Source organism: Nitrospirota bacterium (assembly GCA_020846775.1).
In the GTDB taxonomy this organism is placed as follows: domain Bacteria; phylum Nitrospirota; class 9FT-COMBO-42-15; order HDB-SIOI813; family HDB-SIOI813; genus RBG-16-43-11.
Genome location: JADLDG010000082.1, coordinates 1 through 15,431 on the forward strand (window position 1 = coordinate 1; position 15,431 = coordinate 15,431).

The 15,431-nt window shown below is 44.3% G+C and carries 13 protein-coding genes; 6 read left to right on the forward strand and 7 right to left on the reverse strand.

The window, feature by feature from the left end; genetic code table 11:
- Positions 1 to 679: 4,5-DOPA dioxygenase extradiol (gene ygiD / locus IT392_09940; protein MCC6544804.1), on the forward strand; the 679-nt coding region annotated here is incomplete at its 5' end.
- A 396-nt stretch (positions 680 to 1,075) separates the two neighbouring features.
- Here ygiD and IT392_09945 read toward each other — a convergent pair.
- From IT392_09945 to IT392_09960, 4 genes are all read right to left on the reverse strand, one after another.
- Positions 1,076 to 1,525, reverse strand: coding sequence for a type II toxin-antitoxin system VapC family toxin (locus IT392_09945; GenBank protein ID MCC6544805.1), 450 nt, complete (start codon positions 1,523 to 1,525; stop codon positions 1,076 to 1,078).
- Positions 1,500 to 1,709: a hypothetical protein gene (locus tag IT392_09950; protein ID MCC6544806.1), complete on the reverse strand. Its 210-nt coding sequence runs from the start codon at positions 1,707 to 1,709 to the stop codon at positions 1,500 to 1,502. The genes IT392_09945 and IT392_09950 overlap by 26 nt, the downstream gene beginning before the upstream one ends.
- 179 nt (positions 1,710 to 1,888) lie before the next feature.
- Positions 1,889 to 2,377, reverse strand: coding sequence for a hypothetical protein (locus IT392_09955; protein MCC6544807.1), 489 nt, complete (start codon positions 2,375 to 2,377; stop codon positions 1,889 to 1,891).
- Positions 2,378 to 2,393: 16 nt separating this feature from the next.
- Positions 2,394 to 3,710, reverse strand: coding sequence for a diguanylate cyclase (locus IT392_09960; GenBank protein ID MCC6544808.1), 1,317 nt, complete (start codon positions 3,708 to 3,710; stop codon positions 2,394 to 2,396).
- A 128-nt stretch (positions 3,711 to 3,838) separates the two neighbouring features.
- Here IT392_09960 and uvrA point away from each other — a divergent pair, with 128 nt between their 5' ends.
- The 3 genes from uvrA to fsa all read left to right on the forward strand — a co-directional run bounded on the left by uvrA (position 3,839) and on the right by fsa (position 8,589).
- Complete coding sequence (gene uvrA, locus IT392_09965) at positions 3,839 to 6,448, forward strand: excinuclease ABC subunit UvrA (GenBank protein MCC6544809.1); 2,610 nt, start codon at positions 3,839 to 3,841, stop codon at positions 6,446 to 6,448.
- 36 nt (positions 6,449 to 6,484) lie between these two features.
- On the forward strand, positions 6,485 to 7,870 hold the full coding sequence (locus IT392_09970) for a (Fe-S)-binding protein (protein ID MCC6544810.1): 1,386 nt from the start codon (positions 6,485 to 6,487) through the stop codon (positions 7,868 to 7,870).
- Positions 7,871 to 7,938: 68 nt separating this feature from the next.
- Positions 7,939 to 8,589 (forward strand): fructose-6-phosphate aldolase, encoded by a 651-nt coding sequence (fsa, locus tag IT392_09975; protein ID MCC6544811.1) that lies wholly within the window; start codon positions 7,939 to 7,941, stop codon positions 8,587 to 8,589.
- Positions 8,590 to 8,638: 49 nt separating this feature from the next.
- Here fsa and IT392_09980 read toward each other — a convergent pair whose 3' ends face one another.
- The 3 genes from IT392_09980 to IT392_09990 all read right to left on the reverse strand — a co-directional run bounded on the left by IT392_09980 (position 8,639) and on the right by IT392_09990 (position 12,260).
- Positions 8,639 to 8,917, reverse strand: coding sequence for an HU family DNA-binding protein (locus tag IT392_09980; protein ID MCC6544812.1), 279 nt, complete (start codon positions 8,915 to 8,917; stop codon positions 8,639 to 8,641).
- A 149-nt stretch (positions 8,918 to 9,066) separates the two neighbouring features.
- Positions 9,067 to 11,412 (reverse strand): MtrB/PioB family outer membrane beta-barrel protein, encoded by a 2,346-nt coding sequence (locus IT392_09985; protein ID MCC6544813.1) that lies wholly within the window; start codon positions 11,410 to 11,412, stop codon positions 9,067 to 9,069.
- Positions 11,409 to 12,260 carry a DmsE family decaheme c-type cytochrome gene (locus IT392_09990; GenBank protein MCC6544814.1) on the reverse strand — a complete coding sequence of 284 codons (852 nt, stop codon included), beginning with the start codon at positions 12,258 to 12,260 and terminating at the stop codon, positions 11,409 to 11,411. Before IT392_09990 ends, IT392_09985 begins: the two co-directional genes overlap by 4 nt.
- A 76-nt stretch (positions 12,261 to 12,336) precedes the next feature.
- On the opposite strand from IT392_09990, the gene IT392_09995 reads away from it, so the two are divergent.
- Positions 12,337 to 12,636: a hypothetical protein gene (locus IT392_09995; protein MCC6544815.1), complete on the forward strand. Its 300-nt coding sequence runs from the start codon at positions 12,337 to 12,339 to the stop codon at positions 12,634 to 12,636.
- The gene (polA, locus tag IT392_10000) at positions 12,602 to 15,430 is read left to right on the forward strand and encodes a DNA polymerase I (GenBank protein ID MCC6544816.1); all 2,829 of its coding nucleotides are present in this window, start codon (positions 12,602 to 12,604) and stop codon (positions 15,428 to 15,430) included. The genes IT392_09995 and polA overlap by 35 nt, the downstream gene beginning before the upstream one ends.
- Position 15,431 lies beyond the last annotated feature (1 nt).

Here is a 15,431-nt window from a genome sequence, read left to right on the forward strand (position 1 = left end):
AATCCCGCGTCCCAGGGCTGTGCTTGCCGTGTCTGCTCACTGGTACATACCGGACTGTGCAGTGACGGCGAATCCCATGCCGGGTACAATCCACGATTTTGGCGGCTTCCCGCAGGAACTCTATCAGGTTGAATATCCGGCACCCGGAAGTCCAGCCCTTGCCCGGCGCGTTAAAGAGTTGCTTGCCCCTGTTTCAGCAGGACTTGACGAAAGCCGGGGGCTCGACCACGGAACCTGGTCGGTGCTGACTCACGTCTTTCCGAAGGCGGATATCCCCGTCGTTCAACTCAGTATTGATGAGAGGCAAGCGCCACAGTTCCATTATGAAATGGGCAAACGGCTTGCACCATTGAGGGAAGAAGGTGTTTTGGTCATAGGCAGCGGCAATCTGGTTCATAATTTACACGCCTACGCGTGGGGGCGTTATGAGACTCAGCCTTTTGACTGGGCTGTAAGATTTGAGAAACAGGTGCAGGACTTGTTGCTCAGGAGAGATGATACGCAGATTGTCAATTACGAGAGTCTTGGACAGGATGCACTGTTGTCTGTCCCGACACCGGATCATTACCTGCCGTTGCTCTATGTCCTCGGCCTTCGCAGGGGGAATGATGGGATCTCTTTTCCGGTAAATGGAGTTGATGGCGGGTCGGTCTCTATGCTTGCTGTCCAATTAGGCTGATCCTTGATTTTTCCTGTTCCTTTTATTGATTTGAGCATTGTATCGAACCTGCTGTTTTCTATTATGTAATCAAGCGCCCTGTTGTCTATTGACTCTGTGTCTGTTTTCGCCCCAGGCTTCTGCACAGCATGCTATCGCACCGGCAGGACAGGACAGGAGTTCATGGAGTTCGCAAAGCCTGGAGAGATACAGAGGTTCTGCCTGCCCAATTCCATCCTGAGCTTTAATGAATATCTGCTTGATTATGGCGACGAGGAACTCCGCCGGACAGGGGATGAGTTAATCCACTCACAAACCGCCTCAATTGAATATACAAAACTAAGGAATGCAACCCTGAAGAAACTTGCAGATATAGAGCTGGGGAAGAGAGACCTTCATGTATGTTTTGAAGCATTCTCAGAAGACATCACTACTGTAAATATTAATATTTACAAACTCCCTGATCTTGAGAAAATCCTTTATATTGCGTGTTACAACAATTGCCCCGATTTGTCTTGCAGACAGGGAAATCAAGACATCGTTTACCATTCGGGATAAGAATATTTCCTCAAACCCATACTTATCAGCAAGTGCCGCTACAACCTTTCCTGCTTTTTGCCAATCAGGCGCTGAAGGGGCTATTAATCTTCCAAGACTTTCGAATGTCTCATACATTTTATCGAGTAATTTAATGGATGTATTGTCAAAAGCTCCGGCATAGAGTTCTTCTGCTACTACCGCACTGAGATAAGTCAACGGTTTTCCGATGTTCACTTCATTAGCAGGGTAAGGAGTGCCATTATTAATGAAAGGGATGTATATTGATGTATCATAGATAATCTTAGTCTGAAATCCTTTGATAGACATCCCGTATTTTCCCTTTTCCCTTTATTGATTTGAGCATTGCCTCGATCCTGCTGTTTGCGATTATGTGATCAAGCGCCATGTCTATTGCCTCCGTGTCTGTTTTTGCCTCCACTATTTTCCTCACGGTTTTAATCTTGTCAGGGTCAAGAATAAACTGTTTTCGCACTTTTAAATTACGCTTCATTCCCATTACCTCCATGTGTAGTATATAATATTATATACACATTGTCAAAGTGCCTCATGTTGTGAGGCAATATCTCGTTTCAGGCAGAATTGCTATATGCCGTTCCTCAATATTCTCTTATAGGATTTGCAGGGCATCTTGCGCCGGGTGCTTAGATTTATTAGTTGCTGAGGAATTTTTTAGGGGCTCTGCTTTTGCTCTATTTCGAGATCAAAGGTTTTAAGCCGTTCAATATCAATCTTTAACTTCTTGTTTTCCTTTAAAATAGATGTATTGGTTTCTTCAAGTTTTTCAATCTTACGCTGGGCCGATGTCATTTCTTTAAGGTATTTCAGGAGTGGTGTTGACAGAATATTCCATTCGCTTCCAGGATATTCTTTATTTAATCGTTCAAACACATTACGTGCCTTTGTCAGACCTTTTGCCCTTGGTTTCTGGTCCAGATACAGCAGCCCCAGCCGGAACAAAGCCTCATCGGTAATGCCAGGGACACTATCTTTAGAGCTTGTCTCTTCAAGCAGGACAATTGCAGCATTGACATCTCCTTTTTTTATCTTGTCTGCGGCAGAGTATAGCGTAGATTCTTGTTTGATAGGATTAATGATGGCACAACCATTGACCCCCCAGATTACAGTGATATAAAATAACAAAAAACAGATTTTATTCATTCGAAAACCCCTCTGTTCATCCGATGTTCTTTCCGTAATTTATCATGTAATTGCTTCCCGATCTGTTTTTAACATTACCTTTCGTATCAGCAGCAGCACGTCCTATATCAACAGCTGATGTGTATTCACCATCCTGGCACATGATTACTGCTATGGATATAGTCATTATGGGGAAGACGCGTGGAACACCATAACGGTCAATTCCTTCGATAGAGCCCCTCTCTGCATCATCTGGCGAATAGTATTTCCTGATCCTCTCATTGAAATCCTTTATCGCTGTCTCACATACCGGTTTAACCTTATCTGACGGTACAATCATTATGAAGTCATCGCCGCCGATATGTCCTACAAAGTTATTAACATCTGAATGCCGCGAAACTGAATCATACAAAACTTCTGCAGTCATCTTGATTACATCACTGGCCTTGATGTAACCATACCGGTCATTATATGCCTTGAAGTTGTCCAGGTCTGCGTAGCATACCGCAAAAGGAGAACCATTTTTCAACCTGCTGTTAATAACATCCTCTATTGCAATGTTTCCGGGGAGTCTTGTAAGTGGACTTGCGTCAAGACAGACCTGTTCATAGATCTTCAACTTGGCAGCCATGCGGGTAAAATCTCCCGCAAGATCCCCGATTTCATCTCCCGGTGGTATACTTGGATCATAATCAAAATCACCTGTTGCAATTCGTAAAGTTGCTTTTTTCAGTTTATTTATTGCTGATGAAATATTATATGTGAAAATTACTGCAATAAGTATCGAGAGTATTATGCCTGTGGAAGAAAGTATCAATGTCCATTTTATGGTCTCCGTTTGTTTAAGATTTGCAAACTCAATCTTTGCCGCCAGGAGTGACTGATGGTCATCATAAACAGTATTAATAGCTGTGATGACCCCATCTGCTGCATCTTTCAGGGACTGGGAGTATTCTGCGTCATCAGTCCAGATTTTCTCCACCTCAGCCCTGTAAGTCTGATAACTTTCAATTAATGAATTAAGATTAAGTTCAGTGCCGGTTTTTTGAAGTTCGTTAAGGTTTTTTAAGAATTCCTGTTCACGCCGCTCAAAAAGATCCTTAAACTCAAAACGCTTAAGAATGGCATATTTCCCAGCGTTTCTTTCCTGCGCCTGAATAGATTCGCTCAGTTTGTGAATAATGTTAATTATCGCAAAGTCATTCCTTGCAAGGTCTCTTGCGGTAGTGTTTATTGAATAGGTGCCCGCCAGAGAATAGAGTACAGCCGCTGATGTGAAAATTGCTATAGCGGCATAACTGATAATTAGCTTATAAATTAGCCTTAATCTGAAAGTTACATGTTTTTTTTCCATTGAGGCCAATATGTCCTATGAATTTTGCTACGCCTATTTTATTTTACAAAGATGCATAAGTCAATGTAATGAAAAAGTATTTTAATATATAGTCGAACTACCTGTTTAACCTGTGTTAAAATATATTCATGAAGCAGAATGGGATAGTAATCAGGGGGGCCAGAGAACATAATTTAAAAAATATTGATGTGGTAATTCCACGGGATAAACTTGTAGTTATTACAGGTCTCAGTGGTTCCGGAAAATCATCACTTGCCTTTGATACGATATATGCTGAAGGGCAAAGGAGATATGTCGAGTCATTGTCTGCATATGCCCGGCAGTTTTTAGAGCAGATGAGTAAACCTGATGTTGACTCTATAGAAGGTCTATCACCGGCAATCTCGATAGAACAAAAGACAACAAGCAGGAACCCACGTTCAACAGTTGGTACAATCACAGAGATATATGACTATTTAAGGCTGTTGTTTGCGCGTATCGGACATCCTTACTGCTATCAGTGCGGAAAAGAGATCACTGCACAGACAGTCCAGCAGATGGTTGACAGAGTTATGGACCTGCCTCATGAGACGAGGCTCCAGATACTTGCCCCGATTATCAGGGGGAGAAAGGGTGAGTATAGAAAAGAATTTTCTGATATGAAGGGCAAGGGGTTTGTGAGGGCTCGGATTGATGGTGAAATCAGGGAATTAGAGGGAGAGATATCCTTAGATAAGAATAGGAAGCACACAATAGAGATAGTGATTGACCGTATTATACTGAAAAAGAATGTTGGCGATGCGTCAGTAAGTCGGGAGATCCCGAAACAATCCGGGGATGACAGGGAAGGCGGCAGAAATACAGTATTTTCAGATGATAAGCTGCGGAGACGGCTTGCTGATTCTATTGAGATTGCCCTCAGACTTGCTGACGGGATAGTGGTGATAAATCAGACAGGCGGAGAGGACATCCTGTTCAGTGAAAGGCTTGCATGTATTGATTGCGGTATCAGTTATCCTGAGGTAACCCCCCGTATCTTTTCGTTCAATAGCCCGCACGGGGCGTGTCCTGACTGTGACGGACTTGGAATCAGAATAATGTATGAGGATGAAGACGGAGATGTTTGCCCGACATGTAATGGCAAAAGGCTTAAGAAAGAGGCATTGTCAATAAAAATCCACGGAAGTACTATTGTTGACATCACAAGACTGTCAATCAAATCGGCTGTCAGTTTCTTTAATACATTAAGGCTAAGCAGGCGCGAAGGATTTATCGGGGAGCGCATACTCAAGGAGATAAGAGAGCGCCTGCTATTCCTGTCCAATGTCGGGCTCGATTATCTGACCCTGGATCGTGAGGCATCCACTCTGTCGGGGGGGGAAGGTCAGCGTATCAGGCTTGCCACTCAGATCGGTTCAAGCCTTGTTGGTGTATTGTATGTCCTGGATGAGCCAAGTATAGGCCTGCACCAGAGGGATAATGTGAGGCTGCTTGCAACGCTTAAGAGGCTTAGAGATCTTGGTAATACAGTCCTGCTGGTTGAACATGATGAGGAGACCATAAGAGAGGCAGACTATGTCATTGATATGGGCCCCGGTGCAGGTGTTCACGGTGGTGAGATTGTGTCATCGGGAACCCCTGCCAGGATAATAAAGGACAGGAAATCACTTACCGGCCGTTACCTGGCTGGTGCGCTTACTGTATCATTGCCAAGGCGTCACCGGAGGCCGGTACGATATCTTAATATAAGAGGTGCAAATAAAAATAACCTCAAAGACATAGATGTCTCTATACCAGTAGGGCTGCTAACTGCTGTTACTGGAGTTTCAGGTTCAGGAAAGAGTACATTAATCTTTGAAATCCTTTTTAAGAACCTGTCAAACAGGCTTTACAGGAGATCCAAGTTAAATGAGGGTTGCACACAGATTGATGGTTATGAGGAATATGACAAGATTGTAAATATTGATCAGTCGCCCATTGGCAGGACACCGAGATCAAATCCGGCAACTTATACAGGGGTATTTACTCACATAAGGGATCTTTTTGTACAAATTCCGGAATCAAGGATGAGGGGTTACAAGGCTGGAAGATACAGCTTTAATGTAAAAGGCGGCCGGTGTGAGGCGTGTCAGGGCGATGGGCTTATTAAAATAGAAATGCACTTCCTTCCTGATGTGTATGTGACATGCGAGGAATGCAGGGGGCAGCGATATAACAGGGAGACGCTCGATATAAATTATAAGGGAAAAAATATAGCAGAGGTACTGGACATGACGATTGTTCAGGCGCTTGCTTTTTTTGAACCTATTCCAATCATCAGACATAAGCTTGATACCTTAAAGGATGTTGGACTTGATTATTTAAAGCTTGGACAGGCGGCAACGACATTGTCAGGGGGAGAGGCGCAGAGGGTCAAGCTGTCGAAGGAATTATCAAGGCGGGCTACCGGACGGACCCTCTATATACTTGACGAGCCGACTACAGGACTGCATTTTGCAGATATCCAGAAACTTCTTGATGTACTCAACAAGCTTGTAGATGCAGGGAGCAGCGTTGTAGTTATCGAACATCATCCTGATGTTATCAAAAATGCGGACTATATCATAGACCTGGGTCCTGAGGGAGGTGATGGCGGCGGTGAGGTTGTGGCGTATGGCACTCCGGAAGACGTGGCTGAGGTGGAGAGGTCGTATACCGGGATGCTGCTGAGGGAGATGTATAGAGTTAAAGAAGCTATGAGTGGAAACAATGAGCAATGAGTAGAAGAAACAAAAACGGAAAGTAGTATCTTTTTTATGAATTATTTAGTATCGGTAAAAAACGAGGTCTCCAAGTGCATCAAGTGCGGGATCTGCATGGCTGGCTGTCCAACCTATGAGGTTACTAAGGATGAGTCTATGGTGGCCCGCGGCAGGCTCAGCCTCATAGGGGCGAATATTGACGGGCGGCTGGAGACATCAGCAACATTGGATGATACCATTACATCATGCATAGGGTGTCTTACCTGTGAAGTGAACTGTCCCGGGGGGGTTAAGGTCGGTGAGATTATATTTGCAGCCAAGGCGCAGATTGCTGAAAACAGGGGTCTTGGAATCTTAGGAAGGTTCATGTCAAGGGCTGTTGTCGGTCAGAGATGGCCGCTCTCGGTTGTCATCAGGCTATCATCCATTCCTGTTAAAATTTATGGTTTACTGCCTGAGCGATGGCCCTTCACTGCCGTACTTCCCTTTGTCAGGAAGGATAAGAAACGAAAACTGCCTGACACCGGCAATCGGGCTTTCACTTCTTCTTACCCTGAATATGTTAAGACTAAGTGTAAAGAGGTGAAAGGTGTTGTGGCATTTTTCCCTGGCTGTGTAATTAACTTTTCCACTCAGGAGATCGGCAGGGCAACGGTAAGTGTCTTAAACAAACTTGGTTATGATGTTATTATCCCGGAAGGTCAATACTGCTGTGGAATTCCTCTGATGTCTATTGGTGACACGGAGACTGCTGAGAAAGTGGCCATAAAGAATATCGAGCTTTTTTCAAAATATGATGTCGAAGCAATTATCATATCCTGTGCAACCTGCGGGCATACACTTAAGAAAGAATATCCCGTTTTGCTCAGCCGCCTGATGAATGGCACTTCTGAAATGGTGCGAGGCTTCTCAGATAAGGTTATAGACATACATGAGTTTGTGAACAGGAGATATGCGACTACTGGGCATCAACAAGTCGGTCAAACTGAATCTGTTGCGGGATCTCAGATGATGCTTGAGGCAGGAGATTCTGTAAGTAAACTGAGTCAGGTTAAGCACATTGTTCAGAATGACAAGGAGAGGGTTGCATTGGGACATAAGATTAGAGTAACATATCATGACCCATGTCATCTTAAGAAAGGACTTGGGATATATGAGTCTCCCAGGGTGATATTGAGATCAATCAGTGATGCCGAGTTCGTTGAAATGGATGAGGCTGATGCCTGCTGCGGATTCGGAGGCATATTCAGCTTGAAGCACTATGGCCTTTCGTCAGATATAGGGACAAAAAAGGCTGAGAGCATAAGGCGCAGCAGCGCTGATTTGGTTGCAACAGGTTGTCCCGGCTGTAAGATACATATAGAAGATTCCCTGAACAGGGCAGGGATGTCAGTGCGTGTGGTACACACGATTGAGTTGCTGGATAAAGCGCTATTGTAATGTGCGGCATGTTTAATCGGGCTTCTGATTATGCATCCTGAATTCAGCATAAATAAAAAGGAGGATATATGAAATTTTTTATTGACACCGCAAATATAGCTGAGATTAAAGAGGCTGTAAGCCTGGGCCTTATAGACGGGGTAACAACTAATCCATCGCTTGTTGCCAGGGAGAACAGGGAATTCAGGGAACTAATCAAAGAGGTTTGCTCGATCGTCGACGGTCCTGTAAATGCTGAGGTGATATCCCTGGATGCGGCAGGTATGATTAAAGAGGCCCGGGAACTCAGCCCCATACATGAGAATATTGTCGTCAAGATCCCTATGACGCCTGAAGGCTTAAAGTCTGTGAAAGCGCTGTCTAAGGAAGGTATAAAGACCAATGTCACACTTATTTTCTCGGCATCACAGGCGCTGCTTGCGGCCAAGGCAGGTGCGTCTTATGTAAGTCCCTTTGTAGGCCGTCTTGATGATGTTTCTTATGCCGGCATGGAGTTGGTTGGTCAGATTAGGACCATATTTGACAACTATGGCTACACGACAGAGATAATCGTTGCAAGTATCAGGAATCCTGTTCATGTGGTAGATTCCGCAATGATAGGTGCAGATGTTGCAACCATGCCGTTTAAAGTATTACTTCAGCTGGCCCGGCATCCTCTCACAGACATAGGCATGAGGAAATTCATGGAAGACTGGCAGAAAGTGCCCGGGAAAAAATAAAGGGAGGGCATAATGCCCTCCCCCTGTGTTCACTTAACGTTATTTAAAATTAAAGCATATTCTTTAGTTTTGGGGCTGGTTTAAAGGATATGGTCTTACTTGCCTTAATCTTTATTGCCTCGCCGGTACGCGGGTTTCTTCCGGTTCTTGCCTTGCGGTTCCTTACTGAAAAAGTTCCAAATCCAGGATAAACAAACCGCCTGTCTTTCTTTAAGGACTTGGACAATACTTCAAACATACAATCAGCAAGTTCCTCTGTCTCCCTCTTGCTAAGGGTCATCCCCTTCGCACCCTTCTGTATAGCATCAACAAATTCAGCTTTCGTCATACAATATCACCTCCTTTCATCAGTTATTATTAAAGGAAAGTGTCATCTCGTATTTACACCATCTGAAATTCTAATGAAATGGCGATAACAAGTCAAGAGCAAAATGTTATTTAGCGGCGTATTTACTTATAAGCAAGTATAGCAGCCAATCAGAAAATAAAACTAAGTGTAAGTGAAAATATGTTTAATCTGTAATCTGGATCCCTGATGCCAAGAAATATATCCATGGGATCGCTGACTAAAATTTCATCAACAGGGTCAGGGATGTTGTCCAGTGCAAAATCATTGCGTTTATATATCTCGGTATAATAGCCGGCGCTTAACCGCAGATCGTTTAAACTCATTGATGAATTGCCGTAACTATAACCTGCATTGCGCAGCCTGTAAGAGATTTTAAATTCATATGTGTCAGTGCTGCTGCTGATTGCCGGCATATGGACACTTGTGTTTGTGGATTTTGTTCTGCCGTAATTGCCGGTTACAATTATTTGTTTAAATGCTTCAATGTCAAATCCTATTACATAACTGTTTGATGTATCTTCTATGGTCTCTGAGACTGGTGTGATAAAGCCGGGATAGAGCGGATCAGACTCAAAAGGGTAAAAGTCAGAACCGGATAAAGTGTTATCAAATGTCCATGAATACCGGCTTTCGATAGTGGTCTTATCGTGGAAGTAATGACCATAAAGCATAAGGGATTTAAAAGGATTTAACTCTGCTGACATTGACGCAGACTCAGACTGAGAGCTTTTCCTTCCTATCATTACGTCATTGTGTTCTCCCTTTGATACTGAGAGAGAGGCGCTCAGATTCAGGATATCCAAAGGCAGGTAATTAATCCCTGTCTTAGCCGAGTGAGTATCAGAATCAGACAGGTCAAAGGCCTGGAGTAGCTGGTGCTGGTTTACCTCACTGAGGGGATCATAAGTGGATAGATAATATGTCGTATCAAAATTTCCCCTGGCCTTCTCATACCTGTAGCCAATAAGGGCTGATAGTGTCTGAGAAAAAACAGAATTAAAAGTTATAAAGGCACTATCAACACGCTGGTCTTTCACCTCCCGTTCACGTCTGGGCATGTCCTTGTCTTCTATCCCTGCATCAATGGAAAGCCTGTCCGATAAAAACCAGTTTCCATCAATACCGAGACTTCTGGTGATATTGGATGTATACCTCGGAAACCTTGAATATTTAGCGCTGATGCCATCCAGCATGATATATGCCGGCGGCTCCTTAATCTCAGGTGTGTCGTTTTCATACGCATAGTATCTGTATTTAACATTAAGCCTTATATCCGGGAACAGCATAGTTGTCAGTGTTGATGAGACATTAAGGCTCCTTACATCAGGGTCAATGGTATTCCTCTGAAATGTATTCTCTTCAACATCTGCCGTAGTGAATGGTGCAAGCTTTATGGAGTTAGTAACGCTGCTGTAGGAAAGAGAATTTACCAGCCTTATATTGTCCGATAATCTGATTGATGGTTTGAAAGAGAGGGTCTGAACAGTATAGTCGTCACTGGTTCTGGCGCTTCCGTAAGCCCCTGGTTGAGAGGGGTTAGGATTATCCCATATGATTTGGTCCGGCTGTCTGTTTGCAAACACCTGCAAGTTGTTATTAAGCTGTATGTCAATAATATCATCTGAATATTCAAGGCCAAGGGCGATTAAGGCTGTGGTGTAATCAGTCGGTTCAGCGATCTCTGTTATTACCGATGGTTTTGCCGCAGACGCTGTCAGGCTCTCCAGGGTTATCGGCCTTCTCCCTTTCCTGTCTTCAAGGGATAGCGAAGTTGTTACAATTATCCGGTCTCCTGGTGTGAGTCTTACATTAAAGTCATATTTATCCCGCCGGGTTGAGGCGTCAAAGGGTCTTGCTCCTGTATCTGATTCCGGTATTCTGTATGTATATTGATTTACAGGGGTATATAGAGATTTTGCGTCATTCGTATAGTCGTGAAGGAATTTGCTGAGGCCTAAATTAACATCAATAAACCCGTATCTCCTGTAAGTCAAACCCCCGTAGCCATCATCAATAATATTAAAAAGAGGCGCGACGTTTCTTAATGTGCCTTGTAATTCATGCTCCTGTGTTTCATATTGCATGGATAAATCTCTGATATAAAAACCGTCTGTCAGTTTTCTGTATTCCTGAGCCTTTGATGAGTCAGTATTCAGGTCAACACTCTGAAAGGTTAAATTTACCTCAGCGTGAAACTCCCCGCGGGGTTTCTCCGGCTCCCTGACCGGACTATATAATACCTCCTCTGGAGCGGGTGTAAACAGGGGCTCCTCTGGTTGTTCTGCCGGTCCCCCCGGAGTGGATTGTGATTTGTCTTCATCTTCAGGTGGAACCTCGAGTTCAGGTTTGGGAACAGAATTCAGCTCTGTATCTGACGGAGTCTCCGCCTGGACAGGCGGCTGGATTCCTTCCTCCGCATAGGCCGTATTAAAAATCAATAATGTTGTAATAAATAGAAGAAATAATTTTTTCATCGCTGTAGTCTTGCACCTGAAGGATGTCTTGAACCGTGGATCATAGGGTGACAATTAGTGCACCCCTTGTTATAAGTGAAGCGGCTGTTTGGATTCATGACATCATGAGCGTCAGGCATGCCGTTTCCCTTTACAGGAAGGTTTGAGTGACACTCAAGGCAAAGGAATGGTTGTCTCATCTTCAGCAATGAGCGGTTCATAGATGAATGCGGCACATGACAGAGAAGGCAATTCTCCTGCACAGGAAGGTGTTCAAACAGATAGGGCCCCCGTTTTTCTGCGTGGCATTTAAAGCAATTCTCATTAACTGAAGGTGAATTGAGTATGCCTGGTGTGTCAGATCCGTGAGGTGCATGACATGTGGAACAGGTCATCTTCTCTTCATCTTGAGACAAGTGAGGAGAGCGAAGTAAATCTTTCTTTTTCTGAACATGACACCTGAGGCATATTTCCCTTTCTGAAGTATTATTCAGAAGCCCATTTCTGGAGATGTTATCCATTACATGATGACAGTCAGTGCAGCGGAGATTCCTCCCATGAGTATTTCCTTTCCAATAGTAGAGTTCGCCTTTTTCGTGACATTTGAGACAAACGGCATTCTGTTCTTCCCTTGTATAAAAAGACTTTGGCCCAAATGTTATTATGTTCTTGAGGCTTTTGGGGTCGTATATATGAAGGCTTCCGGGTCCATGACAGGTTTCGCAGTCAGTTGTTTTAACATCTTTAGCCTTTGCCGATTTTAAGCGGCCTGGTTTCCACTTGGCATGAATGGTGTGATCCCATTGAACAGAGGTCTTTTCATGACACTCCCAGCACTTATCCATTCCAACAAGCAATGCCTTTTTCACGAAAGGGGGTTGTATCAGGAAAGTCCCTTCTGAAGTAAGTAGGGGGGCAGAAAAATCAGACGCCGGGATCGGCTGAGTGGACTCAGAAGGAGGCAATGGTACAGTTGATTCAGCCGGGGGCAGCGGCGGGGCTTCTTCTGAGAGAGGTGCAATCCTATCATTGTCCGACGATTCTTCAGCAGATAATTTATTACCTATTGAAATGGAAAGTATTAAGAAAAGTAAGGATACAAATGTGAAGATTCTTGACCGGTTCATATTGAAGTTTAATACTATCGGCAAGGACGCTGTATTGTCAAGGATAAACAAAAGATTTACAATGGCCAAATATGAAAGAAGTCATGAAGGAAGACATGAAAGAAATGTATCTTATTGATGGCAGTTCATTTATCTACAGGGCATACTTTGCCATCAGGGGACTTTCTAACTCAAAGGGCCTTCCTACAAATGCTGTGTATGGTTTTATTAATATGCTGCTTAAAATATTGAATGAGAAAAAGCCCCATTTGCTTGCCATAGCCTTTGATCCCAAAGGACCTACAAAGCGGCATGAGCTCTTTGATGAATATAAGGCCCAGAGGCCAAAGATGCCAGATGCACTCTCAGTGCAGATACCTTATATCCACAGGGTAGTCGGGGCGTTTAATATCCCTGCCTTTATATTGGAAGGATATGAGGCGGATGATGTCATAGGCACCGTGTCAAAAAAGGGGGAAGCGGATGGTTATGATGTAATAATTGTCTCAGGTGATAAGGACATGTTTCAGCTAATTACTCCTCATGTCCGGGTATATGACCCTATGAAGGAGAAGATCTATGGAGATGAGGATGTGGTTGACAGGTTTGGTGTGGGTCCATCCAGTGTAGTTGAGATCATGGGGCTTATGGGTGACTCAAGTGACAATATCCCGGGGGTCACTGGAATCGGAGAGAAGACAGCAAAAGAGCTGATCTCGGCATTTGGCACCATTGAGAATCTTCTGGGGCGTCTGGATGAAGTGAAGAAGCCTAAGCTCCGGAGTCTTTTGCAGGAACAGGGAGAAAAGGCGAGACTCAGCAGGGAGCTGGCAATTATTAATACCGGGTTGCCGCTGCATATTGATTATGACGATTTTAAGATTAAACCCCCTGACAACAATAAGATCATCGAGATATTCCGGGAACTTGAATTTTCAAACCTGCTGAAGCACTTTACCACGGAATCTTCTTCAAAAGATGAGGATGTGAATTACGTTTGTATATCAGAGGAAAGTGAATTAACAGGTATCCTCAGAAAGGCCGGAGACGTCAGAAGGTTTTCTGTTTATGTGGATGGAAGTCATACAGATTCGATGACAGCTGTTATTAAAGGTGTCGGGTTGTCGTTTAATGAAAGAGAATCGTGCTGTATCCCTGTTGCCAATGAAACCCTTTTTACAGAGGCGTTAACCCTCCTGCAGATAAAGGATAACCTGGGGGCTTTTATTGAGGATTCAGAGATCATGAAGAATTCTCATGATATAAAGAGGCAGATGATCTTGCTTAAGCGTTCAGGCATAAACCCCCGGGGTTTTAACTTTGATACTATGATAGCCTCATATCTCCTGAATCCTGGACGGGCAGATCACAGCCTGGAGGGAATTGCCCTCGAGCATCTGAACCTGAACCTGCCATCTTCGCCGACATCTTCTGATAAAACGGTCAAGAGCAATGGTTCACAAAGGGCAATGAAAATCCCCCTTAATCCCCCTTTTTCAAAGGGGGAGACTATTTCATCACCTTTAAAAACTGGAGAGACTACCCCCCCTCTTTTAGCAACTGGAGAGACTATTTCCCCCCCTTTAGTAAAGGGGGGCGAGGGGGGATTTGGTAATGGGTTTTGTGATGAAACAACCCGCTTCATCTGCCAGCGGGCTGACATCATCTTCCGGCTTACTGACATACTTGAGAAAAAGCTCGTAGAGACAGAAGTGCTTGACCTCTTCCGCAATGTTGAGATCCCTCTTGCTGAAGTACTATCTGATATGGAAATGGCAGGAATCAGGGTTAATCCCCACATCCTTATGTCACTTTCGAAGGAGCTGGAGCGGGACATGGGCATGATCTGCCAGAGGATATATACAATAGCCGGTGAGGAGTTCAACATAAACTCACCCAAACAGCTTTCAAATATATTGTTTAACAAGATCGGCATGAACCCAATAAGAAAGACCAGGACAGGTTATTCTACAGATGAGGGTGTTCTTACAGAACTTGCCCTGCAGCATGAACTGCCGGCAGAGATAATGTCCTACAGGCAACTTGCAAAGCTTAAATCTACCTATGCCGATGCACTGCTTAGTCTTATTAACCCGGAGACAGGACGTGTTCATACGTCATTCAGCCAGATAGTAGCTGCCACAGGAAGGCTGTCGAGCAGTAAACCAAACCTCCAGAATATCCCTGTGCGGACGGAGATGGGACAGCGCATCAGGGAGGCATTCATAGCAAAGGATGGTTGTCTGCTTTTATCTGCCGACTATTCGCAGATAGAACTTCGCATCCTTGCACATATGTCAGGGGATGAGCTTCTAACAGAGGCATTCCGGCAGGGTGAGGATATCCATACAAGGACTGCAGCTGAGATATTCGGACTTCAGCCGTCAGATATAACGCCGGAGATGAGGAGGAGGGCAAAGGCCATTAACTTCGGGATAGTCTACGGGATAAGCCCATACGGCCTGGCTATGGATATCGGGATAACACAGCAGGAGGCCAGGGAGTACATTGATAATTACTTCCTGCGGTACAGGGGGGTAAAATCATTTATTGAAGATACAATAGTAAAGGCAAAAGAGCTCGGTTATGTGACGACACTGCTAAACAGGCGCCGTTATGTCCCTGAGCTGGCGAGTGACGATAATGGTGTAAGGCAGTTCGGCGAAAGGGTCGCTGTAAATACACCGGTTCAGGGGAGTGCAGCTGATATGATAAAACTTGCTATGATCAATATTCAGAGAAGGCTTGTTAGAGAAGGGCTTAAGGCAAAGATGATCCTTCAGGTTCATGACGAATTATTATTTGAGGTACCTGAGGAGGAGCTTGCAGCAGCTAAGGACATTGTAATTGAGGAAATGGAAGGGGTAATGGCCCTTTCCGTGCCAATTAAGGCAGACAGCGGAGTTGGTAAAAACTGGCGTGAGGCAGGGTAGG

Coding starts and splice junctions, on each gene's coding strand:
- IT392_09945 (MCC6544805.1), bottom strand. CDS start 1,525: ATGTCTATCAAAGGATTTCAGACTAAGATTATCTATGATACATCAATA.
- IT392_09950 (MCC6544806.1), bottom strand. CDS start 1,709: ATGAAGCGTAATTTAAAAGTGCGAAAACAGTTTATTCTTGACCCTGAC.
- IT392_09955 (MCC6544807.1), bottom strand. CDS start 2,377: ATGAATAAAATCTGTTTTTTGTTATTTTATATCACTGTAATCTGGGGG.
- IT392_09960 (MCC6544808.1), bottom strand. CDS start 3,710: ATGGAAAAAAAACATGTAACTTTCAGATTAAGGCTAATTTATAAGCTA.
- uvrA (MCC6544809.1), top strand. CDS start 3,839: ATGAAGCAGAATGGGATAGTAATCAGGGGGGCCAGAGAACATAATTTA.
- IT392_09970 (MCC6544810.1), top strand. CDS start 6,485: ATGAATTATTTAGTATCGGTAAAAAACGAGGTCTCCAAGTGCATCAAG.
- fsa (MCC6544811.1), top strand. CDS start 7,939: ATGAAATTTTTTATTGACACCGCAAATATAGCTGAGATTAAAGAGGCT.
- IT392_09980 (MCC6544812.1), bottom strand. CDS start 8,917: ATGACGAAAGCTGAATTTGTTGATGCTATACAGAAGGGTGCGAAGGGG.
- IT392_09985 (MCC6544813.1), bottom strand. CDS start 11,412: ATGAAAAAATTATTTCTTCTATTTATTACAACATTATTGATTTTTAAT.
- polA (MCC6544816.1), top strand. CDS start 12,602: ATGAAGGAAGACATGAAAGAAATGTATCTTATTGATGGCAGTTCATTT.